Source organism: Aeromonas rivipollensis (assembly GCF_010974825.1).
GTDB lineage: Bacteria > Pseudomonadota > Gammaproteobacteria > Enterobacterales > Aeromonadaceae > Aeromonas > Aeromonas rivipollensis.
Window position 1 is genome coordinate 19,796 of sequence record NZ_JAAILA010000006.1, and the last position, 22,394, is coordinate 42,189.

The window sequence follows — 22,394 nt, forward strand, 5'->3', positions numbered from 1 at the left end:
ATGATCAAGGGCTTCTTCGCCAGGCTGCTGCCCAAGGGGCTGACCGGCCAGATAGTGCTGGTGGCCCTGGCGGGACTGGTGTTGATCCAGCTGCTCAGCATCCAGATCTACCGCTCGGATCGGGAGGAGGCGCTCGGCTACGTCAACAGCCGCAACGCCATGCAGCGGATCATCTCTGTGGTGCGGCTGCTCTCTCTCTCGCCCCCCTCCCTCTATCACGAGATCCTCAAGGCGAGCCGCAGCGAGACCCTGCTGCTGCGCCTGGCCGACGAGCCGCTGCAACCGGACAACCGCAGCCCCCGCTTCGAGAAGCTGGTACGAGCCAAGCTCGGGTATCCGTCGTCCCTGTCGGTGGAGATCAGCGCCGAGCTGAAGCAGGACATACAGCGCAGCCGGGCCTGGCAGCACCACAACCGCATGATGAAGGATCGCAACGGCATGCCGCCGCCCCAGGACATGCGGCTCTATGGCTCCATCCAGCTGCCCAACGGGGGCTGGCTGCAGTTCAGCTCCCTGGTGGACAAGGAGGCGGTGAGCTGGTCCTGGCAGACCACCCTCAACCTGCTGCTGGTGGCGAGCCTGGTGATAGGCCTGATGATCTGGCTGTTCCGCCGGGCGACCCTGCCCCTCAAGCAGCTGGCCGCCAATGCCGACAGGCTGGGGCGCGGGGAGGACATAGAGCCCCTGCGCGAGGAGGGGCCCACCGAGATCCGCGAATCCATCCAGGCCTTCAACCGCATGCACACCCGGCTCGATCGCTTCGTGCAGGACAGGACCCGGATGCTGGCCGCCATCTCCCATGACCTGCGCACCCCCATTACCAGCCTGCGGCTGCGCAGCGAGTTTCTGGCAGACGGCGAGGACAAGGAGCGATTCCAGCAGACCCTGCAACAGATGGAGCAGATGCTGGCGGCGACCCTGAGCTTCGCCCGGGAGGAGGGGCAGCAGGAGGCGACCCGGGAGCTGGATCTGGTCAGCCTGCTGGAGAGCCTGTGCGATGACTATGCGGATACCGGTCAGCCCGTCATCTGCCTGGCACAGGGCAAGCAGGTCTATGCCTGCCGCGCCAATACCCTGCGCCGGGTGCTGCAAAACCTCATCGGCAATGCCATCAAGTACGCGGGCGGGGCCGAGGTGTCGCTGGAGCGAACCGAATCCGAGCTGCTGATCCTGGTCTGCGATCGGGGGCCTGGCATAGCCGAGGGCCAGCTGGAGGAGGTGTTCAAACCCTTCGTGCGTCTCGACGAGGCCCGCAATACGGAGTCGGGCAGCGTGGGGCTGGGGCTAGCCATCGCCCGTACCCTGGTGCATCAGCACGGCGGCGAGTTGACCCTGCACAACCGTGCCGAGGGCGGCCTGGAGGCCAGGATCAGCCTGCCGCGCTGACAGTTCCTATTCCGTCGCCCATGAAAAGGCCCGCACTCGGCGGGCCTTTTCATCTCTCGCACCCGAGAGGATCAGAACTGGTAGGTCAGCCCCAGGTTGTAGCGGCGTCCATCCAGCACTGTGCCATAGCTGGCGTACTCCACCCTCTTGTCCAGCAGGTTGTAGATGCCGGCGGTGACGCTCAGCGCCTGATTGGCCTTGTAGACCAGGCCGGTGTCGAAGAAGGTGTAGGAGGGGGTGCCCTCGGCCATCTTGACCCGGCTCAGGTAGTCCGAGGTCTTGCTGCGGAAGTTGACCCTGGACCAGAGGCCGACCGCCTCGCTGGTCTGCCAGTCGACAGTGGTGTTGAACATGTGGCGCGGCATCTGGTTCAGTGCCAGGCCAGCCATGGGACCGCTCTTCTGCTCGGACTGGGTGAAGGTGTAGCTGGAAGCCAGGGACCACTGCTGGTTGATGGCCCAGTTGGCCGTGCCTTCCACTCCGCGCATGTTGGCCTCGTCGACGTTGATGCGATCGCTGATGAAGTCATAGGTGTGACCGTTCAGGGTGCAGGCGGGATCCTGCTTGCTGGTGCAACGACGGGTCTCGGCAATCTTGTCCTTGAAGTCGGTATTGAACAGGGTCAGCCCGGCGTTGAGCCCCTGCCTGCCATCCCACAGCAGGGCGATTTCCTCACTGACGCTCTTCTCCGGCTGTAGGGCCGGGCTGCCGACCAGCATGCCATCCTGGGTGCCGCCGCCGGTGGCCTGACCCCAGTTGGCCGCTGACATGCGCAGATCGGGGGAGCGGTAGCCGGTGGAGACGCCGCCCTTCAGGGTCCAGAACTCGGCGGGGTGCCAGACCCCGTAGAGACGCGGGCTCCAGTGGCTGCCGTAGTTCTGATCCCTGTCCATGCGCACGCCGCCGGTGAGGGCGAAGCTGTCGGTCAGGGCCCACTCGTCCTCCACGAACAGGGCCCAGCTCCAGCGGGTCAGCTGGTCGGCGCGGTTGGCCACATTCAGCTGGTTGCCCTGATCCTGCAGATCCTCGTAGCGGTACTGGCCGCCGACACTGAGGTAGTGATCCCCCAGGACGATCTGGGTATGGGTGTCGGCTATGGTGTTGATCATCTTCATCTTCCGACCCGGGTTGGTACTCTCTTCCCGTTGCAGATAGCTGGTGGAGGAGCCGAAGTCGTAGCGGCCGTCGTGGGTGATGGCGTAGTTGGTGCGCTCGTAGGTGCTCAGGTTAGGTTTGGCCTTGGCCGAAATGGACTCACCCGGCGTGCGATCCCTGTCCTGCAGGCCGCGGCTCACCTCGAAGTCGAAGCTGTTGTGCTCGTCCGGGGTCAGGCTGAACACGGCGGTGCCGCTGCGCATCTCCTGCTCGGCGAAGCCGTTCTCGAACTGATCCTCGCCGCGATAGGAGAGTTGGCCGTTCAGGCGCATCCCCAGCAGCCCGTCCACCAGGGCGCCGGCGGTGTAGGCATCGCTCTGGAAGAGATCACCTGAGGCTTTGTTCTCCTGGAAGGTGCTGTCGGCATGCACTGACCCCTGCCATGCCGTCATGCTGGTGCTCTTGCGGGTGATGACGTTGATGACGCCTCCCATGGCGTCCGAGCCGTAGCGGGAGGACATGGGGCCACGCACCACCTCGATCCGCTCTATGGCTTGCAACGGTGGCAACCAGCCCTGCTCTATGCCGGGGCCGTCGCTGTTGGGGCGGGTGCCACGGCTGTCGACCCGCTTGCCGTCCACCAGCATCAGCGTGTACTTGGCTCCCATGCCGCGGATGCTGATGTCGCTGCTGCTGCCACCCCCGGTGATCACCACCCCGGGCACGTCTTTCAGGGCGTCGGTCACGTCACGGTAGGCGCGCTTCTCCAGCTGTTCCCGGGTCACGACCGAGATGGAGGCGGCAGAGTCTTCGAGCTTCTGCTGGAAACCCGAGGCGGTGATCACCATGACTTCGTTCTGGCTGGCGTGGGCCTGGCTGGCCAGTGCGGCGACGATCAGGGTGGCGAGAGGGGTAATGGGGATGTTAGTCATGAAAACCTGAACTCCTTGGAAGGAAAGTTTCTCAACCCGCTTTAGTGTCCCGGGATCTTGGTGTCGCACTGGGACGGCGGAGCTGAGCCTCAAATGGATGACATTTGTCGGCAGGCATTCTAGGCAAATAAGAATCAAATGCAATTGATATTGGTTATCATTTGTATTTTGTTCGGTAAGAGGGGGCAGTTTTGGCAGGGGAGAGAGGTAATTACGGGAATACAGATAACAAAAAACCCGCCGAGGCGGGTTTTTTCAATTCTTGCAGAAGGACTTTCCGATTGACGAAAAGGCTTCCTGGCTTGAATTACAGACCAACTACGTTGGCAGCAGCCGGGCCTTTCTGGCCTTGCTCGATGGTGAACTCAACGCGCTGACCTTCGTCCAGGGTTTTGAAGCTGGTGGACTGGATAGCGGAGAAGTGTACGAACACGTCTTTGCCACCGTCAGCCGGGGAGATGAAGCCAAAACCTTTCTCAGCGTTGAAGAACTTTACGGTACCAGTCATTTTGTTAGACATAATAATTTCCTTGAATAGTGATGTTGAAACGCTACGTGTGTAGCAATCCATGATTTTTCGTCAGCAATACGTATGGGGAGCACTAAAGAAGGAGAATTATTTGGCGAGAATCATCTGGGACAACTCTATGCACAAATCACTGCTTTAAAATGACTGCCTAACATAATCAGGTCTGAACTACCGAACCATCGAAATCGATTAGAACACGCTCACTCCGCCATGGCAATCTTTATCTTGGTATTAATTCCTGCCAGGCGAGGAGGTGGTAGCGTGTTATCTTGATAAAATCGTTTTATACCAGAAGGTTATCTAACAATTTCCGGTATGAAAAAGGGAAGTATGCAGGTCCATGTCCGGGTGGCAGCACAAGCATCCGGACATGGGAGACAGAAATTATCGCTTGCTGCGGTACTTGTTGCTGACGGAGTCCGCCCAGTTGAAGGTCTCGGGCAGCACCTGATTCTTGGCTCGCTCCTTGGCCTTCTCCCGCGCCAGTGCGGAGGCCGCCTTGGCTGCCTTGGCGCGATCCTCGGCGATTTTCAGGCGCCCTTCCTCACGGATCTTGTTACGTTCCCCATTGGTCAGGGTGTGATCGGCATGGGCCTGGGCCTTCTGCAACAACAGGGTGATCTCGGCTTTTTCGGCCTCGGTAAGATCTTTCATTTCCAGCTTTTTCATGGCGCACTCCTGCGGCAGGTGATGGTTCACCCTAACACACTCCGGGGGCCGACTCTTATGTAATCGTCCTCTTGACCCCAAAAGGGCAAGTTGAGTGCGTTTTCCTGCCGGTTTTCGCCCAGATACAAGCCGGTTGCGGCGGTTTGTCCCAGATTGTCGGGGCGTGGATGACGAGGTCCGTACCCTGTGTGGCGCCGTTGTCCGGCGAGGCTGGATCCCGGTGGAGGCTGGGGGTATGCTGGTGCCAGTGCGATCCTCGATCGTCACTGCTAGCGTACTGTAATCTATGATTCGGATGGCATGCTGGAATCTTGATTCCAACTGTCCTGGTAACATTTTTGGAGTCTGATGATGAGCAACAAAGAACAGCATCACGGCAAAGATGCCAAGAAAAAACCGCAGATGTCACTGAAAGAGAAGCGCGAGGCCAAACGTCAGAAAGCTGATCTGAAAAATGGCGGCGCGATGAAGTAACGCTCCACTACACTGTTGTTCCTCTGGAGCCAGTATCAAGCCAGTCCGTCATGGGCTGGCTTTTATGTTTCTGTCGGATGAGGCCGTGCCATAGTCGGCAAAGATCTGCTCATAGCGGCCATCTTCCTTCATCTTGCTCAACTGGCGATCGAACCACTGCTGCCGCGCCGCCTGGCGAAAGGCGAAGTGGTACCGGGTGGGGGGGAAGAGATCATGCTGTCGGATCCGATCGGCTTGATAGCGCTCGCCGCCCTCTGCTTGCCCGAGCAGTTGTGCCATGTAGTAGTAGAATATCCTCTGCTCCAGGATCACGGCATCCGTGCGTCCCAGCAACAACTTCTGAACCTGCCCCTCCTGCCTCGCCACCTCCTCGTAGTGGGGGTTCTGATCGACTATTCCTGCGAACTCTTTTCCCAGGATCTGCCTGGCCCGCTGGAAGGCGCTGACTCGTAGCGTCTGCAGATCCCCCATGGTGTTAAACGCCGTCTTGTCGAGGGTAAAGACCCGGTTGTGAAAGGTGATCACCGCCTGGGAGAGGTGGGCGCGGCTCAGCATGCCGGGTCTGACGTTGATGATGGCATCCAGCTTGCCTTCCTCCAGCATGCGGAAGGTCCGCTCCAGAGGCAAATAGATGAACTCGGGCTCATGACCGCTGCCGGCGAACGCCTCGCGCATGAGATCGAGCTCGATGCCGCGATCCTCGTGCGTGATTACATAAGGAGGGATGGCGAAGCTCACCCCCACTCGCAGCGGCTCGGCGATCAGAGGGGCGGCAAACACCAGCAAGATGAGGCACAGCAGGCGACCAAGGTGATTCATGCAGGTTCTCGGGGAAGTGACTCGTCCCGAGAATAGCCACAAGTCAGGGCGAGGGAGAGGGTAAGGTGCGGATCGTCGCAACAACATGATGAGGGAGGGGATGAATGCGTCAGAAACAGACAAAAAGGCCCTGAGTCATCAGGGCCTGGGTGTCGATTTAGAACGGGATATCGTCGTCGAAATCCATCGGCGGTTCGTTGTAAACCGGCGGTGCAGACTGCGGCTGCTGGGCCGGACGACTGTAACCACCCTGTGGCTGCATATTCTGCTGCGGGGCTGCGGCCGGGCGCTGCATCGCTTGCTGGGGGGCGGCCTGTTGCGGCTGGCCCCAGTTGCCCTGGGACTGTTGACCGCCCATGCCCTGGCCGGCGCCGCCTTGCGGACGGCCACCCAGCATCTGCATCACGCCGGTGAAGCTGTCGACCAGCACCTCTGTGGTGTAACGCTCCTGGCCACCCTGATCCTGCCACTTGCGGGTCTGCAGCTTGCCTTCGACATAGACCTGGGAACCCTTCTTCAGGTACTCGCCCGCCACTTCGGCCAGCTTGCCCATGAAGACCACACGGTGCCACTCGGTACGCTCTTTCTGCTCACCGGTCTGCTTGTCGCGCCAGGTGTCGGAGGTGGCCAGGGTGATGTTAGTCACGGCACCGCCGCTCGGCATGTAGCGCACTTCCGGGTCTTGCCCCAGGTTACCGATCAGAATGACTTTGTTGATGCCTCGACTGGCCATAATCTCTCTTCCACCCTTATGTATACCGGCCAGGCCAAATGCCTGGTCCCATTCAATATGTCGTTTGTTTGCAATGAGATGCGCGCCACGGATGGACCTCATCTTCACGCATGTCACGGCTGTGCCAGATTCAACCGACGCGTTTATCGGCCATCCGCCGCAGCGTTTGCCCGCAATAATACCAGTTGGCGGAGATGAGCGCACACCTTCCTGTCCCGGCGAGCACCAAACCCCGCCGCTGGAGTTCGAGTAACTTACCCGAGGTATGGCCCCACCAGCAAGGGGGCGGCGGGGCAGAGTGCTGCATCGACGGCCAAGGCCTGCTATGGTGCTGGTCGGCACTACTTAACCCCCCAAATGGGGGGGGTGTGCTAGTCATTTGTATTGGTTGGAAAATTGCTGAGCTTCAAAAGAATCACAGCGGCGTCTAATACTTTTTTAATGCTGCAGCCAGGAGGGGGATTGGTACTCTTCCTTGCCGAAAAGCCCCGACTCGAATGTGCAAGGAAGTTCTCTTGATGACGCCCGAATACCCCTTAGTGCTGATCACCGAAAATAATGCACAAGCCAGCAGTTTCCAGCGTCACCTCAGCGAACAGCTTGGCTTGTCCATCTTGCTGGTGGGGGAGATAGAGGCCCTGCCCGAACCCGCCGAAACCTCTGCCCAGACGCTGCTGCTGATCGATCTGGACTATCTGAAGTCGGCTCAGCAGGCGGATTGGAGCAAGGCCATCTGCAGCCGCTTCGGCGAGGCCAGTGCTGTGTTGCTCAACGCCCCGACCAGCACGGACAGGGAGCTGCTGCTGATGTGGCCCCATACCAGCGGGCTCTTCTTCCGCCAGGACAACCTGGATCGGCTGGTGATCGGCATCCGCAAGGTGTTGCAGGGGGAGTACTGGATCCCGCGCCATCTGCTGTGCGATCTGGTGGATTACTACCGCAAGGGGAGCGGCCAGCCCCTGCGCAACCAGACGTTGCTGACGGCCCGTGAGCAGGAGATCGTCCGCCACCTGATGACGGGGGCCTCCAATACCGAGATCGCCGACAGCCTGTTCGTGAGCGAACACACCATCAAGTCCCACCTCTATAACGTGTTCAAGAAGTTGAACGTCAAGAACCGCCTGCAGGCGGTGAGCTGGGCCAAGGAGTATCTCTGAGAGCCGGGGATGGGATGATAAAAGCCTGTCTATTCATCCAGTAGTCTCTATGCCATACTGGCCCGCTCTGGTTCCCGTATCGAGCGCGCAACAAGATGGAAAAAATCGTGATCCGGGGTGCCCGCACCCACAACCTCAAAAACATCAACCTGACTCTGCCCCGCGACAAGCTGATCGTGGTCACCGGCCTGTCAGGCTCCGGCAAGTCCTCCCTGGCGTTCGATACCCTCTATGCCGAAGGCCAGCGCCGCTATGTGGAGTCTCTCTCCGCCTATGCCCGCCAGTTCCTCTCCCTGATGGAGAAGCCGGACGTGGACCATATCGAGGGGCTGTCGCCTGCCATCTCCATCGAGCAGAAGTCCACCTCCCATAACCCGCGCTCGACCGTCGGCACCATCACCGAAATTTACGACTACCTGCGCCTGCTGTTTGCCCGGGTCGGTGAACCCCGCTGCCCGACCCACGCCATCCCGCTCGCCGCCCAGACCATCAGCCAGATGGTGGATCAGGTGCTGGCCCAGCCCGAAGGCACCAAGCTGATGCTGTTGGCGCCCGTTGTGCGCAATCGCAAGGGGGAGCACAGCAAGCTGCTGGAGAACCTGGCGGCCCAGGGCTATATCCGCGCCCGCATCGATGGGGAGGTGTGCGATCTCTCCGATCCTCCCTCGCTGGAGCTGCACAAGAAGCACACCATCGAAGTGGTGGTGGACAGATTCAAGGTGCGGGATGACCTGGCACTGCGCCTCGCCGAATCCTTCGAGACGGCTCTGACCCTCTCCGGCGGCATAGTTCTGGTGGCTCCCATGGACGAGGAGGAGGGCGTTGCCCCCCTGATCTTCTCCGCCAACTTCGCCTGCCCGGAGTGTGGCTACTCCATGTCGGAGCTGGAGCCGCGCATCTTCTCCTTCAATAACCCGGCCGGGGCCTGCCCCACCTGCGACGGCCTGGGGGTGCAGCAGTACTTCGATCCCGCCAAGCTGATCCACGATCCGAGCCAGAGCCTGGCCGGTGGCGCCATCCGGGGTTGGGACAAGCGCAGCTTCTATTACTTCCAGATGCTGAAATCCCTCTCCGAGCACTACAAGTTCGATCTGGAGGCGCCCTGGGAAGATCTGCCGGTCAAGACCCAGGAGGTGATCCTGCGCGGCTCCGGCCGCACCGAGATCGAGTTCCGCTACATGAACGACCGCGGCGATGTGGTGGTGCGCAAGCACCCGTTCGAGGGAATACTGCACAACATGGAGCGCCGCTACCGGGAAACCGAGTCCAACTCGGTGCGGGAAGAGCTCTCCAAGTACATCGCCAACAAGTCCTGCACCAGCTGCGGTGGCAGCCGGCTGCGGGAAGAGGCGCGCCACGTCTTCGTGGACAACCGCAATCTGCCGGCCATCGCCGAGCAATCCATCGGTGATGCGCTCGCCTTCTTCGAGGGGCTGAACCTGAGCGGCCAGCGCGCCCAGATTGCCGAGAAGATCCTCAAAGAGATAGTCGAGCGGCTCGGCTTCTTGGTGAACGTGGGCCTCAATTACTTGAGCCTGTCGCGCAGCGCCGAGACCCTCTCCGGCGGCGAGGCGCAGCGGATCCGGCTGGCGAGCCAGATTGGCGCCGGTCTGGTGGGGGTGATGTATGTGCTGGATGAGCCTTCCATCGGCCTGCACCAGCGGGACAACGAGCGGCTGCTCAAGACCCTGACCCACCTGCGCGATCTGGGCAATACCGTCATAGTGGTGGAGCACGACGAGGACGCCATCCGCCTCGCCGACCATGTGCTCGACATAGGCCCCGGGGCCGGCGTCCATGGCGGCTCAATCGTCGCGCAGGGCACGCCGGAAGAGATCATCGCCAACCCCGCCTCGCTGACCGGTGACTACCTCTCCGGCCGCAAGCAGATCGCCATTCCTGATGAACGCACGCCGCTCACCGGCAAGTGGTTGAAACTCAAGGGGGCGAGCGGCAACAACCTGCGTAACGTCAACCTGGATCTGCCCATAGGGGTGATGACCTGCGTCACCGGGGTCTCAGGCTCAGGCAAGTCGACCCTGATCAACGACACCCTGTTCCGCATCGCCCACCGGGAGCTGAACAAGGCGACCGAGTCCACCCCGGCGCCCTATCGCGAGGTGGAAGGGCTGGAGCACCTGGACAAGGTGGTGGATATCGATCAGAGCCCCATAGGCCGTACCCCGCGCTCCAACCCGGCCACCTATACAGGTCTGTTCACCCCGATCCGCGAGCTGCTCTCCGGCACCCAGGAGGCGCGTTCCCGCGGCTACCTGCCGGGTCGCTTCTCCTTCAACGTCAAGGGGGGGCGCTGCGAGGCGTGCCAGGGGGATGGCGTCATCAAGGTGGAGATGCACTTCCTGCCGGATGTCTACGTGCCGTGCGACGTCTGCAAGGGCAAGCGCTACAACCGCGAGACCCTGGAGGTGAAGTACAAGGGCAAGAACATCCACGAGATCCTCGAGATGACGGTGGAAGATGCCCGCGAATTCTTCGACCCCGTTCCTGCGGTGGCGCGCAAGCTGCAAACCCTGATGGACGTGGGCCTCTCCTATATCCGGCTCGGCCAGTCGGCCACTACCCTGTCGGGGGGCGAGGCGCAGCGGGTCAAGCTGGCGCGGGAGCTCTCCAAGCGCGACACCGGCCAGACCCTCTACATCCTGGACGAGCCGACCACGGGTCTGCACTTCCACGACATCCAGCAACTGCTCAAGGTGCTGCACCAGCTGCGGGATCGGGGCAACACTATAGTCATCATCGAGCACAACCTGGACGTCATCAAAACCGCCGACTGGATCGTTGATCTGGGACCGGAAGGGGGCGCCGGTGGTGGCCGCATCCTGGTGACCGGCACGCCGGAGGAGATGAGCCGTTGCAAGGAGTCGCACACGGCGCGCTTCCTGGCCCCCTTGCTGAACAAGTAAGGGCAAGTCAGACAGACAAGGGGCCTTGGCCCCTTTTTTGTGGGCGATCGCCGGAGATGGAGGGGCATTGGGATCCGCCTCGGCGGCGGGCGCAGACACTGAGACTGACTGAATACGGCATTGGGTCGGGCAGGGCAAGCCCGTCACCGGGCGGTGACTATGAGGTGTCAGTGGGCCAGCATCAGGAAGGCGAGGGCGAACAGAAAACCGAGCAGGATAAACAGGAAGGAGCCTATGCCCCAGATGGCTGCCAGGATGCCGATGATTTTGTCTTTGCGTGTTTGTGGTTTCATAAAGATTAAATTACAGCATGGCTACATTGCTTTAATAAAATACGCTGGCCGGCATCATTAAACAACAGAGAAATGGGAATATGGGCACTCTTAAGGTGTATTTGGTTGCTATTTTAAATCGGATGTCATTGCGTATTTATATTTCAACTGGCTGTATTTAAATGATTTTCAGGTGTTATTTGTCAGTTTTTTGGCTATCTGAAGCTGCTGTGTACATCCATCTATTTCTTGATAACTATTGAGCTAAATCAATAACCGTCCATTCACATCCTTTTATAGTTTTCGGGCTTACAACATAGAAAGAAAACAAAAAGGAATTATGTGATGAAAAAAGTGCTTCCTCTCCTGATCGCAGCCGCTTTTGCTTCCCCCGCCGCCATGGCCCATCAGGCCGGTGACATCCTGGTGCGTGGCGGCCTGGCCTTCGTCTCCCCCCAGACCAGCAGTGACGACGTTCTGGGCACCGGCGAACTGGATATCGACAGCAATATGCAGCTGGGGTTGACCCTCTCCTACATGCTGACGGACAACTGGGGCGTCGAGTTGCTGGCGGCGACGCCTTTCTCCCACTCGGTGTCGACCCCGGGGCTGGGTGAGGTCGCCAAGGTCAAGCACCTGCCGCCGACCCTGATGGCGCAGTACTACTTCGGGGACGCCAACAGCAAGGTGCGTCCCTATGTCGGTGCCGGCATCAACTACACCACCTTCTTCGATGAAGAGGGCCGTGGTGCCCTGGCGGGCACGGATGTGAGCGTTGACTCCTCCTGGGGGCTGGCGGGTCAGGTAGGCCTGGACATGGCGATCAACGACCGCTGGTTCGTTAACGCCTCCGCCTGGCTCATCGACATCGACACCGACGTGCACACCGCAGTGGGCACCATCAATACCTCCATCGATCCGGTTGCTTTCATGTTCGGCGTCGGCTACCGCTTCTGATGACAAGGTTGGCCGCCACAAGGCCATGACAACCAAGCATGTCTCTTTGGCCCGGCTCTGTTCGGGCCCTTTTCTGTCCGGCTCGGGGAAATAACCGTGATCCGGCCCCCCATGGCATCACTTATTGCTCTTCCATTGCCTCAACTTGCCGATAGCCTCTGCGTTCACCCCTTTATTTCCCAACGAGTGAGGATGTCTCCATGGGTTTATCTATCGTGCAGCGGATCATCGCCGGATTTGTGCTGATGTTGCTGCTGCTGGTTCTGCTGGGCTTCATCAGTATTCTGAAGATCCGGGGAATCAATGAGGGGCTCTCCCAGGTATCGGATCGTGCCACTCCCCTGGTGATCGCCGTCGCCGGGCTTAAGGGCGCCCTTCAGGACAGCAACCGCTGGGTGCTGACCTACAGGACCAGCGAAGATGCCACCCAGTTGCCACAGCTTGCCAGCCAGTTCAAGGCGCAGCAGGCGCGCTTCCTGGCCCAGAGCCAGGAGATGGCCCGTTTCAACGACGTGGCCGAGGCGGGCGAGCGCTTTCGTCAGGTAGATGGGGCCACCCGGGAGTTCTACGGTCTGGCGGATCAGGTGCTGAGCCAGCATGGCCAGTGGATAGCCGCCCTCGATCGGCGTCATGAGCTGGAGCTGGCCTTTATCCGGCTGGAAGATACCTATCAGTGGGCCGCCGATCTGCTGTTGCAGCAGACCGCCAGCAAGCGATCCATGCGCAACAAGGCCGAACTCATCACCTCCGGCATAGCCCGGGATCTGAAGAACATCCGTCGGGCCGACGCCAAGACAGATCTCAATGAACTGGAGAAGGTGCTCGCCAAGGATATAGAGATGGCGCGCAAGCGGCTCGAGCGGGTGCTGGTGCCCGATGATGTGAGGCAGCGTTTCGTCGTCAATCTGGACAGGATGCAGGAGCTGGCGCTCGGCCCGCAGGGGCTGCTGGCCACCATGCGCCATGCCCAGCAGCTTGCGGCATCGCTGCAAACCTTGAATCAGCAGCTCGATATCAGCCTGGTCAACAGCCTGGCGCTGCTGGACGAGATGGGCAAGTCGGCGGGCAGCATCGCCAGCCAGAGCCGGATCGGTGCCGATGACGCCGTCAGCAGTGCCAGCTTCTGGATCCTGATCGTCTCCGCCATCTCCGCCGCCGCCGCGCTCATCATCGGTTACACCACGGCGCGCAGCATACAGCGCCCGTTGCAGCTGATCGATCGGGCACTGGATCGCATGGCCACCGGGGACATGACCCGGCGCATCGACTACCAGAGCCGCTGTGAATTCGGCAGCCTGACCCGCTCCATCAACACCCTGGCGGACAAGACGGGGGAGCTGCTCTCCCAGATCAACGCCGGCTCCCGCCATCTGGTGGAGGAGGCGAGCCGCGCCGCCGAGATCAGCGAGCGCGCCATGTCGAGGGTACAGGATCAGAAGAGCCAGACCGACCAGGTCGCCGCCGCCATCACTGAGCTGGAAGTGAGCGCCACCGAGGTGGCCCGCTCCACCGATGGTACCAAGCGCGAAGTGGATCTGGCCGACGAGGAGGCACGCGCCGGTCGCAAGCAGGTGGCGACCACGCGTCAGATCACCGAACAGCTGGCGGGCGCCATGGAGGAGGCGGTCGGTATCACCCACAAGCTGGGGGAATTCAGCAACAACATCGGCAGCATTCTGGATGTGATCCGCAGCATTGCCGAGCAGACCAACTTGCTGGCACTGAATGCGGCCATCGAAGCGGCACGGGCCGGTGATGCCGGCCGAGGCTTTGCCGTGGTGGCGGACGAGGTGAGGGCACTGGCGAACCGGACCCAGACCTCGACCGAGGAGATCCAGGCCATGATCGAGAACCTGCAGAGCTCCAGCAAGCATGTGGTGGAGGTGATGGCCCGCAGCCAGGAGCAGACCCAGGGTTGCGTGTCGCAGACCCGGGCCATGGATCAGGCGCTGCAATCCATTGCCGAGCGGATGAGTGCCATCAAGTCGATGGCGGATCAGGTCGCCCATGCGGCCCAGGAGCAGATCTCGGTCAGTCAGGGGGTGGCCCGTCATATCGCCGGCATTGCGGACGTGGCCTACGAGACCGAACGGGAGGCCCGTGAATCGGCAGGCAGCAGTGAAGTGCTGGCGGAACTGGTCGCCAAGCAGCAGCAATTGATCGCTCATTTCAAGGTGTAGGAGGACTTATGGCTAACAAGTGGATCGGGGCCCTGAGTCTCCTGTTGTGTGGCCAGCTGATGGCCAGCGAGCTGGTGATCGAAAGCTGGCGGATAGATGACAAGGCCCTGTGGGAGGAGAAGATCATTCCCGCCTTCGAGGCCGCTCACCCGGGCATCCAGGTGAGCTTCAACGGGGTGCAGAACGTCGAATACATGCCGACCCTCTGGGCCAGCCTGAAGGCGGGCAAGGCCGGGGACCTCATCACCTGCCGCCCGTTCGACGACTCCCTGGCCCTGTTCAAGGCGGGCCATCTGGCGGAGCTGAGCGAGATGGCCGGGATGGAGAACTTCCCGAGCTTCGCCCAGTCCCCCTGGCAGACCGATAGCGGCGCCCAGACCTTCTGCGTGCCCATGGCCTCCGTCATTCACGGCTTCTTCTACAACAAGCAGATCTTCAGTGAGCTGGGGCTGGCGGTGCCGCAGACCCGGGACGAGTTCTTCGCCGTGCTCGACAAGGTGAAGGCGGATGGCCGCTATGTGCCGCTGGCCATGAGTGGCTCTGAGAGCTGGGTCGCCTCCGAGCTGGGCTTCCAGAACATAGGCCCCAACTACTGGAAAGGGGAGGATGGCCGGCTGGCGCTGATCGCGGGCCAGGAGCGGCTCGACAACCCGCAATACGTCAAGGTGTTCGAGGAGCTGGCTCGCTGGCGCACCTATCTCGGCGAGGGGGGCGAGGGTCGTGACTACGCCACCACCAACGAGCTGTTCACCTCCGGCAAGGCCGCCTTCTATGCGGCCGGCTCCTGGGAGATAGCCCCCTTCACCGGCAAGGTGGACTTCGGTGTCATGCGCCCCCCTGTGGCCAAACAGGGTGACGGTTGCTTCTTTACCGATCACACCGACATCGGCATGGGGATGAACCCGGCCAGCAAGAACAAGGAGGCCGCCATGACCTTCCTGCAGTGGCTGACCACCTCCCAGTTTGCCGAGCTCTATACCAACTCGCTGCCGGGGTTCTTCTCCCTCTCCAACCACTTCTTCGAGGCCACCAACCCGGCGGCCAAAGAGATGATGGAGTGGCGGGATCAGTGTGACTCCACCATCCGGGTCGCCACCCAGATCCTCTCTCGCGGCACCCCCAAGCTGGGGGATGAGCTGGCCGAGGTGAGCCAGGGGGTGTTGCTCGGCACCATGGCGCCGCAAGCCGCCGCCGATCGGCTGGAGCAGGGATTGAAGGGCTGGTACGCCCCTCATCAGAGCCAGCAGGCCAAGGCCCTGGACTGCCAATGCGCGGCTCCCGCCGCCGTCTCTGCTGCTCCCGCCACGGTTGAGTCTGTCATCGCTGCGCCATCCGCTGCCATCTCGACCGAGCTGAACGCGTCCCCCGTGCCCGCGGCTGTTGCCCCCTCAACGGCGGCCTCGACCGACGTCGAGCAGGCGCTGGCCAGCGAGCTGGAAGCGCCGCAGCCCTGAAGGACAGCACCATGAAAAACGGGAGGCATCAGCCTCCCGTTTTTATTTGCGCCAGACGCCTACTGTGTCAGACACCTACGGCTGGTGAGCCCAGCGGCACAGGCTGCCGATGCGCGCCACCGGAACGAAGCCCAGGGCGCGGTAGACCCGCTGGGCGTGGTAGTGCTCGTCGGCCACTATGATGAGCTGCCTGGCCCGCTCGAACCCCTGGCGGGCGACCTGGCTCAGCAGCTGACGGCAGAGGCCCCGGTTGCGCCAATCCTGATGGGTGCGTACCAGCTGAAAGCGCCCCATGGTGCCGGTGAAGAAGAGGCCGCAGCTGGCCACCAGACGATCCCCCTGCCAGATCCCCCACCACTGTCCCAACCCATCGGCGATCATGGCCTGATAGAGGTCGCGCCGCGACTGAAGGTAGGCAAGGTAGCTCGCCTCCCCATGGCCCGAGTCCCTGTCATCGAGCTCCAGGGTCAGCCAGTCATCCCAGTCGGCGGGGGTGAAGGGGCGGGCTGGGGCGAGATCCTGGTCGCTCGGGGTCAGCCAGTCGGCCGCCTCCAGCGCCAGCACCACGCACTCCATGTATTGGTATCCCGCCGCCACGAAGCCGGCGACCCGGCTGTTCTGTCCCTCGGCCAGCGGCCACTGGAAGGTGCGATGGCGGATCTTGGGATCCTGGCCGATCAGCTTGTCGAAGCTGGCTTCGAGCCAACCCTTGTCGCGGTCGCTGGGCGGAGTGGGGAGCAGCAGATAGTTGCCGAAGTAGTAATCCGGGGCTGTCGGGGTGCGCACGGCCCAGAACCCTTCATGGTCCGTCACCTCGCCCTGATAGCGATCGAACAGCAAATCGGTGGCAAAACCGGGGTGATCTTCCATGACAAGGCTCCTGCAAATGCTTGAATTGATTATCGGCAGGGAGGGGGAGAAGTTAAAAAAAGGCCGGGAAACCCGGCCAAACAATCACACGCAGATTCAGAACGTCCAGGACGATCCGCCCGCATCATAGCGTGCCTGAGGCCATTTTGGGATGGGGCCCGCCGTTACTTGGGTCGAATTGCAAAATAAAAAAAATCGTTTATCCCGCCTTCGTGGGCAAATCGATGTTGACTTTGATCCGTTTTCTCATAAAGATAGAAAGACGTTTAGACGTCCAAACATCCGTTTTGACGTACAGGAATCGGTTGTAGGACAGGGAGAGAGCAGATGGGATTTCACAGCGCGCGTCAGGTTGAGGCACTCAACCAGAGTCTGGCTGACTTGGGTAACAACATTTCGGTCAGCTTCGAGTTTTTTCCCCCCAACAGCGAAGGGATGGAGAATACCCTCTGGCAATCCATCGAACGACTGCAGGTGCTGGAACCCAAGTTTGTCTCCGTGACCTATGGCGCCAACTCGGGCACCCGGGATCGTACGCACAAGGTGATCAAGGACATCAAGGAGCGCACCGGTCTTATCGCCGCACCGCACCTGACCTGTATCGATGCCAGCCGCGACGAGCTGAGAACCATTGCCCGTGACTACTGGAACAGCGGCATTCGCCACATAGTGGCACTGCGCGGTGACCTGCCCCCCGGACTCGACAAGCCGGACATGTATGCCACCGATCTGGTCGCCCTGCTCAAGTCCGAGGCCGACTTCGACATCTCGGTGGCTGCCTATCCGGAGGGCCACCCCGAAGCCAGGAGCGCGCAGTCCGACCTGCTCAACCTCAAGCGCAAGATAGATGCCGGTGCGAACCGCGCCATTACCCAGTTCTTCTTCGATGTGGAGACCTATCTGCGCTTTCGTGATCGCTGCGCCGCCATCGGCATCGATGCCGAGATAGTGCCGGGGATACTGCCGGTCTCCAATTTCCAGACCCTCAACAAGTTTGCCGGCTTTACCAACGTGAAGATCCCGCGCTGGATGCACCAGCGGTTCGAAGGGCTGGATAACGATCAGATGACCCGCAACATGGTGGGCGCCAGCATCGCCATCGATCAGGTGCGGGTGCTGAGTCAGGAAGGGGTGAAGGACTTCCACTTCTACACCCTGAACCGCTCCGAACTGACCTACGCCATCTGCCATACCCTGGGAGTCAGGCCGAAAGGCCAGGCCTGATCCCCATCAGTCAGTAACGAGAAAAGCCAATGAGTTGCCTCATTGGCTTTTTGCTATGGGTGATGATCAGGGTCTGGTCGGCTGGATCTCCTTGGGCTCCAGCGTGATGACCGCATTGCCGGCGGCGCCGGGATACTGGTGATAGCTCTGGTCCTGCTCCAGGGTGTAGAAGGTATCCAGGTAGTCGTCGTTGTTGGTCATCCAGGAGTCTGGCAGCGCCTTGACGATGCGGCCGCCGAGATCGAGGAAGGGGAGGGCTTCCGGCACGCCGCCGGCGGTGAAGCCGAGCTTCAGCGCCTCGATTAGCAGGGCGCTCAGCTCCTTGTAGTTGACGTTGTCATCCTGCTCCATCATGACGAGGTCGACTGCGCCCCAGCGATAGCGATCCCAGTACACCAGGATCTGGTTCGGGTTGTAATCCGTGTTGTCATGGTCGAGGTAGGGCATGTCGACTATGTCCACCACGGGTTCGTCCCGGCCGGGATTGACCCCGGCCACGACGGCGTAGACCTCGGCGGCGCCGAGCAACCAGGGCTCCTGATCATCGCTGAGCCTGATCTTCTTGAGAATGCTGGTCTTGAGGGGCGCAGTGCTGTCGGCAGCACGGGGGGCTACTTGCATGTCGGCGGCAGCCAGCGCCTTGCGCATCACCTTCAGACCGGCATTCTTGGCCTTGACGGGATCGGCCTCCACTACCAGCACGGGCCGCGCCGGTGGCTGGTTGACATCGAGGTAGACCGGATTGCCGGCGCCATCGAAGGCTTCGATGGCGCTCCAGCTCTTCTCATCGCCGCTCGGCACGTAGGCAATCAGCGGCTCTGTTCCCTGCTTGAGCGCATCGGCCTGCTCGGGGTTGGCCAGTCGCAACTGCATCAGCTGTTTGACTTCACCCTCCAGCCCTTGCCGGTTGATGGCGGCCTGATTGGCATCTGTGGCCTGCCGTTTGAGGCGTGGGCTCGCCTTTTGCAGCAGGTTGGGCAGCGGACTCTGGTATTCCTGATTGGCGAGCAGGGGCAGCAGATTCTTCTGCTGCAGTGCGAGCTGGCGTGCCAGCTCCCTGTCCGTGTCGGCGGCATGGGCACTGGCGGTGCCCAGCAGGGTCAGCAATAAAATGACAGCCTGATTCCTCATTCTTCTTCTCCAGTATTGAGTCTGACAGAGGCGCGCATCGGGAAGAATCTGCGCCTCTTTCTCACTAGACGGGAATGGGGTTCGCCTGTGAACCATCCTTGCCGAATTATGTGCTGTGTCTCACTGGGGTCTCCCCAGATGGTCAGGTCAGGCGCGGAGTCGGTTGACTTGATGCAGCGCCACGCCGACCAGCAATCCCCAGCAGGCGGAACCGACACCGAGCAGGCTGATCCCCGAGGCCGTGATGAGGAAGGTGAGCAGCGCGGCTTCCCGCTCTTCATCCTGCTGCAGCGCCCCGTGCAGGCTGCTGCCTATGGTGCCGAGCAGTGCCAGCCCGGCCACGCAAGTCACCAGGGCGGTGGGGAAGGCGTTGAACAAGGCGACCACAGTCGCCCCGAAGCAACCGGTCAGCAGGTAGAAGCAACCCGCCCACACGGCGGCGGGCCAGCGGCGAGCGGCGTCGGGATCCACCTCCTTGCCCATGCAGATGGCGGCCGTGATGGCGGCCAGGTTGAAGGCGTAACCACCGAACGGGGCCAGCAGCAGACCGGTAAGGCCGGTCCAGCCGATCAGGGAGGAGGTGGCCGGTTGATAACCATGGGCACGGAGGATCGCGATGCCGGGCATGTTTTGCGACGTCATGGTGACGAGGAACAGCGGCAGCGCTATCCCCAGCATGGCGTTGATGGAAAAGGTTGGCGAGATCCACACCGGGCTGGAGAGCTGCCAGTGGATCTCAGTCAGCAGCAGCTCGCCCCTCAGGGCGCAGAGCAGCATGCCAGTGGCCAGGACCAGCACCATGGTATAGCGGGGCCAGAGGTGGCGGCCGAGCAAGAAAGCCAGCAGCAAGGCGCCAAGCAGCAGGGGATCCTGGGGGGCCACCTTGAACAGGTCCAGCCCGAATCTGAGCAACACCCCGGCCAGCATGGCGGCGGCCAGCGGAGCCGGAATGTGGCGCATCAGCCTGTCGAACCAGCCGCTGATGCCGCACAGGGTGATCAGCAAGGAGGAGATGATGAAGGCGCCTATGGCCTCCGCCAGGCTGAAATTGCCCAGGCTGGTGATAAGCAGGGCGGCCCCCGGTGTTGACCAGGCGGTCAGCACGGGGATGCGGTAATAGAGGGAGAGGCCGATGCAGCTCACGCCCATGCCGATACCCAGCGTCCATAGCCAGGAGGATACCTGGGCTGCATCGGCGCCGGCGGCGGTAGCCGCCTGAATGATCAGTACGACCGAACTGGTGTAGCCAACCAGGACGGCGATAAGGCCTGCGACCAGGTGAGGGAGAGCAAAGGGCATAGCGACATCCTTGTGTATGCTGATAGCTTGTGCGTTATTGCGTACAATATGGCTTTGACTATAGCGGTGTGCGCTATAGCGCACAAGGTGAAGATGCAGCATTCGGGAGAGGGCGTATGCAGGAGATGAATCGGCATCTGGCTCAGCGATTGAAAGGGCTGCGCGCCGAACTGGGGTGGAGTCTGGATGTGGCTGCCCGCGAGACCGGGGTGAGCAAGGCCATGCTGGGGCAGATCGAGCGGGGGGAATCCAGCCCGACGGTGGCGACCCTTTGGAAGATTGCCACCGGGTTTCGGGTCTCCTTCTCCAGCTTTATCGAGCCGACCCCGGCAGTGGCGGGGGAGACGCTCTATCGCATCGCCGATGACATTCGCCAGCAACCGGCGGGCGAAGGCATGCAGGTGGCGCCGCTGTTCCCCTATGAAAGCCGGTTCGGTTTCGAGCTGTTCGAGTTGACCTTGCTACCCGGCTATCAGCGGGAATCTGAACCCCACGAACCCGGGGTGACCGAACATGTCATCGTCATCAGCGGGGTGATGGAGGTGCTGGTCGATGGGCAGTGGCGTTCACTGGATCAGGGGGAAGCCGTTCGCTTCGCCGCCGATCGTCCCCACGGTTACCGCAATCTGGGAATAGCCCCGGCCGTTTTCCACAATCTGATCCACTATCCCGCCACTCGCCCCTGATGGCTAACCCGGACGACCGTCCGCTCTGGGGCGGGTCAGGATGGGGGTGTAAACCCAGACAAACAGGCCATAGGCCGCTATCCAGCTCCAGCCGCTCAGGTTCCATCCCGTCAGTGTCAAGCTGGGCCAATACAGAGGGAGCAAGACCCGCATGAAGGCAGAGAGGATCACCAGCGCGAATGCCAGGGTGATCCTGCGCCCGACATGCAGGGCCCTGCCGCTGTGACCGAGTGACACCCTGGCAATCATCCCGAGGATCATGGTCCCCATGCAGCCAGCACTGAGCAGGTGACTGGCGAGGGACAAGCTGAGAGGCAGCCCCGCAGCCTGGGCCGCAAGGGCGAGCAGGCCAAGGGGGATAAACAGGTAAGCCAGGTGCAGCGACCATAGCAGGGGCTGTGCCAGGGTGGTGCCGGGTCGCCAGCGCAGTTGCCTGCCCAGGTGCAAGCCGGCCGCCACTATATATAGAGGCACCATATATAGAGAGTTGGTCCATGAGTCAGGCAGCAGCCAGAGCAGCAGGATCAACCAGAGAGAGGCCAAGGCCCCGCGCTCCAGCCAAGGGCTGGGAGGCGCCTTCTCCTGGCCTGTGCCTCTGGCGGTAAAGAAGGGAATGACACGTCCGCCCATCACGGCGATCAGGGTGGTGAACAGCAGTACCGTCGTGATGAGCAGATGTTCCACTGCGCTCCACTCATCTCGCCATAACCAGCTGGCGCCATTGAGCAGAGTCAATATGAGGAGCAGGGGGACAAAGAAGAGGTTGCGCCATTGGCGCGTCATGATGACGGGCTTGGCGAGGAACCAGGCACAGAGCGGCAACCAGGCCAGATCCAGTGCCATCAGGATGAGATTGCCTTCTCCAAGCCAGGGGAGCAGGCACCTTGGCAGCACCCACAATCCCACGATCAGTGCCAATGGCCAGCTGCGAACGCCGGGATGAGCCGTCCAGTTCTGGACGGCAGTCAGCAGAAACCCCGCAACTATGGCGGCGCCAAAGCCGAACAACATCTCATGAGCGTGCCACCAGATGGGATTGCCAATACCGGGCAGGGCGAACCAGTTATTAAGCTGTCCCAGCCAACCCAGCATGGCCAGGCAGGAAAACAGGGCTCCGAGCAAGAAGAAGGGGCGGAACCCCAAGCGGAACAGCGGGACTATCTGCTCTTCCTTGTGGCTATCGAGGATCTGGTGCATGACAGCAACCTTAATTGAACATTTGAAAAGCAACTGTATAATGGGCTTTTCAAATGTTCAATTTAAATCCAGGGAATGGCGTTTCGGGCGGGACAGTGGGTAAAAAAGGAACGTCTTGCTGCAGAACTGAGCGAACGAGCGTTGAAGGTGAAAAAGCCCTTGTCATCCCGGCGCGGCTCCCTATAATGCGCCCCTACCAGCACGGCGGAACACGCCGAACTGATGAGCCAGCTTCCCAGCGAAGTAGGCGCCGAAAGAAAAGCGAACACAACCGCTTGACTTTCGAAGTGAGGAGCGTAAAATGCGCCTCCTCAACGTGATAAGCGTGACGCTCTTTAACAATTTGAATCAAGCAATCTGTGTGGGCACTCACAGCATCGAACATCAAACAATTTTGTTGATTTTC

19 protein-coding genes are annotated in these 22,394 nt (G+C 61.1%); 9 read left to right on the top strand and 10 right to left on the bottom strand.

Features of this window, described 5'->3' with window-relative positions:
• Complete coding sequence (locus G4923_RS03520) at positions 1–1,386, top strand: ATP-binding protein (RefSeq protein WP_041204391.1); 1,386 nt, start codon at positions 1–3, stop codon at positions 1,384–1,386.
• A gap of 71 nt (positions 1,387–1,457) precedes the next feature.
• Here the strand turns inward: G4923_RS03520 and G4923_RS03525 are convergent, their stop codons facing one another.
• The 3 genes from G4923_RS03525 to yjbD all read right to left on the bottom strand — a co-directional run bounded on the left by G4923_RS03525 (position 1,458) and on the right by yjbD (position 4,611).
• Entirely contained in the window at positions 1,458–3,413 is a 1,956-nt protein-coding gene (locus G4923_RS03525; protein WP_163135521.1) for a ligand-gated channel protein, read from the bottom strand.
• 307 nt (positions 3,414–3,720) lie between these two features.
• Complete coding sequence (gene cspE, locus G4923_RS03530) at positions 3,721–3,933, bottom strand: transcription antiterminator/RNA stability regulator CspE (protein WP_025328559.1); 213 nt, start codon at positions 3,931–3,933, stop codon at positions 3,721–3,723.
• A gap of 393 nt (positions 3,934–4,326) precedes the next feature.
• On the bottom strand, positions 4,327–4,611 hold the full coding sequence (yjbD, locus tag G4923_RS03535; protein ID WP_162519186.1) for a DUF3811 domain-containing protein: 285 nt from the start codon (positions 4,609–4,611) through the stop codon (positions 4,327–4,329).
• A gap of 351 nt (positions 4,612–4,962) precedes the next feature.
• Between yjbD and G4923_RS21340 the strand changes: the two genes are divergently transcribed.
• Entirely contained in the window at positions 4,963–5,085 is a 123-nt protein-coding gene (locus G4923_RS21340) for a hypothetical protein (RefSeq protein ID WP_080675244.1), read from the top strand.
• A gap of 48 nt (positions 5,086–5,133) precedes the next feature.
• Here the strand turns inward: G4923_RS21340 and G4923_RS03540 are convergent, their stop codons facing one another.
• Both G4923_RS03540 and G4923_RS03545 read right to left on the bottom strand, forming a co-directional pair.
• Positions 5,134–5,904, bottom strand: coding sequence for a substrate-binding periplasmic protein (locus G4923_RS03540; protein ID WP_163135522.1), 771 nt, complete (start codon positions 5,902–5,904; stop codon positions 5,134–5,136).
• A 157-nt stretch (positions 5,905–6,061) separates the two neighbouring features.
• Complete coding sequence (locus G4923_RS03545) at positions 6,062–6,637, bottom strand: single-stranded DNA-binding protein (RefSeq protein WP_139744800.1); 576 nt, start codon at positions 6,635–6,637, stop codon at positions 6,062–6,064.
• A 518-nt stretch (positions 6,638–7,155) separates the two neighbouring features.
• Between G4923_RS03545 and G4923_RS03550 the strand changes: the two genes are divergently transcribed.
• Positions 7,156–7,794, top strand: coding sequence for a LuxR C-terminal-related transcriptional regulator (locus G4923_RS03550; RefSeq protein WP_162472085.1), 639 nt, complete (start codon positions 7,156–7,158; stop codon positions 7,792–7,794).
• Between the two features lie 95 nt (positions 7,795–7,889).
• Positions 7,890–10,718, top strand: a complete 2,829-nt coding sequence (uvrA, locus tag G4923_RS03555; protein ID WP_163135523.1) for an excinuclease ABC subunit UvrA — start codon at positions 7,890–7,892, stop codon at positions 10,716–10,718.
• Between the two features lie 167 nt (positions 10,719–10,885).
• Here uvrA and G4923_RS21345 read toward each other — a convergent pair whose 3' ends face one another.
• Positions 10,886–11,011 (bottom strand): hypothetical protein, encoded by a 126-nt coding sequence (locus G4923_RS21345; protein ID WP_005328766.1) that lies wholly within the window; start codon positions 11,009–11,011, stop codon positions 10,886–10,888.
• A gap of 324 nt (positions 11,012–11,335) precedes the next feature.
• On the opposite strand from G4923_RS21345, the gene G4923_RS03560 reads away from it, so the two are divergent.
• From G4923_RS03560 to G4923_RS03570, 3 genes are all read left to right on the top strand, one after another.
• Positions 11,336–11,947 carry an OmpW family outer membrane protein gene (locus tag G4923_RS03560; RefSeq protein ID WP_025328553.1) on the top strand — a complete coding sequence of 204 codons (612 nt, stop codon included), beginning with the start codon at positions 11,336–11,338 and terminating at the stop codon, positions 11,945–11,947.
• A gap of 200 nt (positions 11,948–12,147) precedes the next feature.
• On the top strand, positions 12,148–14,127 hold the full coding sequence (locus G4923_RS03565) for a methyl-accepting chemotaxis protein (protein ID WP_163135524.1): 1,980 nt from the start codon (positions 12,148–12,150) through the stop codon (positions 14,125–14,127).
• An 8-nt stretch (positions 14,128–14,135) separates the two neighbouring features.
• On the top strand, positions 14,136–15,581 hold the full coding sequence (locus G4923_RS03570) for an ABC transporter substrate-binding protein (protein WP_163135525.1): 1,446 nt from the start codon (positions 14,136–14,138) through the stop codon (positions 15,579–15,581).
• Between the two features lie 75 nt (positions 15,582–15,656).
• On the opposite strand, the gene G4923_RS03575 is transcribed toward G4923_RS03570, so the two are convergent.
• Positions 15,657–16,451 (bottom strand): GNAT family N-acetyltransferase, encoded by a 795-nt coding sequence (locus G4923_RS03575; RefSeq protein WP_163135526.1) that lies wholly within the window; start codon positions 16,449–16,451, stop codon positions 15,657–15,659.
• Positions 16,452–16,778: 327 nt separating this feature from the next.
• Between G4923_RS03575 and metF the strand changes: the two genes are divergently transcribed.
• A complete protein-coding gene (gene metF, locus G4923_RS03580) occupies positions 16,779–17,675 on the top strand; it encodes a methylenetetrahydrofolate reductase (RefSeq protein ID WP_025328549.1) in 897 nt (298 codons plus the stop codon).
• 66 nt (positions 17,676–17,741) lie between these two features.
• On the opposite strand, the gene G4923_RS03585 is transcribed toward metF, so the two are convergent.
• On the bottom strand, positions 17,742–18,806 hold the full coding sequence (locus tag G4923_RS03585) for a DUF3103 family protein (RefSeq protein WP_163135528.1): 1,065 nt from the start codon (positions 18,804–18,806) through the stop codon (positions 17,742–17,744).
• A gap of 147 nt (positions 18,807–18,953) precedes the next feature.
• The gene (locus G4923_RS03590; RefSeq protein ID WP_163135530.1) at positions 18,954–20,105 is read right to left on the bottom strand and encodes a benzoate/H(+) symporter BenE family transporter; all 1,152 of its coding nucleotides are present in this window, start codon (positions 20,103–20,105) and stop codon (positions 18,954–18,956) included.
• Between the two features lie 116 nt (positions 20,106–20,221).
• Here G4923_RS03590 and G4923_RS03595 point away from each other — a divergent pair, with 116 nt between their 5' ends.
• Complete coding sequence (locus G4923_RS03595) at positions 20,222–20,791, top strand: helix-turn-helix domain-containing protein (RefSeq protein WP_163135531.1); 570 nt, start codon at positions 20,222–20,224, stop codon at positions 20,789–20,791.
• Positions 20,792–20,794: 3 nt separating this feature from the next.
• Here the strand turns inward: G4923_RS03595 and G4923_RS03600 are convergent, their stop codons facing one another.
• Positions 20,795–21,988 (bottom strand): NnrS family protein, encoded by a 1,194-nt coding sequence (locus tag G4923_RS03600; protein ID WP_163135533.1) that lies wholly within the window; start codon positions 21,986–21,988, stop codon positions 20,795–20,797.
• Positions 21,989–22,394: the final 406 nt, after the last annotated feature.

Coding starts and splice junctions, on each gene's coding strand:
- G4923_RS03520 (WP_041204391.1), top strand. CDS start 1: ATGATCAAGGGCTTCTTCGCCAGGCTGCTGCCCAAGGGGCTGACCGGC.
- G4923_RS03525 (WP_163135521.1), bottom strand. CDS start 3,413: ATGACTAACATCCCCATTACCCCTCTCGCCACCCTGATCGTCGCCGCA.
- cspE (WP_025328559.1), bottom strand. CDS start 3,933: ATGTCTAACAAAATGACTGGTACCGTAAAGTTCTTCAACGCTGAGAAA.
- yjbD (WP_162519186.1), bottom strand. CDS start 4,611: ATGAAAAAGCTGGAAATGAAAGATCTTACCGAGGCCGAAAAAGCCGAG.
- G4923_RS21340 (WP_080675244.1), top strand. CDS start 4,963: ATGAGCAACAAAGAACAGCATCACGGCAAAGATGCCAAGAAAAAACCG.
- G4923_RS03540 (WP_163135522.1), bottom strand. CDS start 5,904: ATGAATCACCTTGGTCGCCTGCTGTGCCTCATCTTGCTGGTGTTTGCC.
- G4923_RS03545 (WP_139744800.1), bottom strand. CDS start 6,637: ATGGCCAGTCGAGGCATCAACAAAGTCATTCTGATCGGTAACCTGGGG.
- G4923_RS03550 (WP_162472085.1), top strand. CDS start 7,156: ATGACGCCCGAATACCCCTTAGTGCTGATCACCGAAAATAATGCACAA.
- uvrA (WP_163135523.1), top strand. CDS start 7,890: ATGGAAAAAATCGTGATCCGGGGTGCCCGCACCCACAACCTCAAAAAC.
- G4923_RS21345 (WP_005328766.1), bottom strand. CDS start 11,011: ATGAAACCACAAACACGCAAAGACAAAATCATCGGCATCCTGGCAGCC.
- G4923_RS03560 (WP_025328553.1), top strand. CDS start 11,336: ATGAAAAAAGTGCTTCCTCTCCTGATCGCAGCCGCTTTTGCTTCCCCC.
- G4923_RS03565 (WP_163135524.1), top strand. CDS start 12,148: ATGGGTTTATCTATCGTGCAGCGGATCATCGCCGGATTTGTGCTGATG.
- G4923_RS03570 (WP_163135525.1), top strand. CDS start 14,136: ATGGCTAACAAGTGGATCGGGGCCCTGAGTCTCCTGTTGTGTGGCCAG.
- G4923_RS03575 (WP_163135526.1), bottom strand. CDS start 16,451: ATGGAAGATCACCCCGGTTTTGCCACCGATTTGCTGTTCGATCGCTAT.
- metF (WP_025328549.1), top strand. CDS start 16,779: ATGGGATTTCACAGCGCGCGTCAGGTTGAGGCACTCAACCAGAGTCTG.
- G4923_RS03585 (WP_163135528.1), bottom strand. CDS start 18,806: ATGAGGAATCAGGCTGTCATTTTATTGCTGACCCTGCTGGGCACCGCC.
- G4923_RS03590 (WP_163135530.1), bottom strand. CDS start 20,105: ATGCCCTTTGCTCTCCCTCACCTGGTCGCAGGCCTTATCGCCGTCCTG.
- G4923_RS03595 (WP_163135531.1), top strand. CDS start 20,222: ATGCAGGAGATGAATCGGCATCTGGCTCAGCGATTGAAAGGGCTGCGC.
- G4923_RS03600 (WP_163135533.1), bottom strand. CDS start 21,988: ATGCACCAGATCCTCGATAGCCACAAGGAAGAGCAGATAGTCCCGCTG.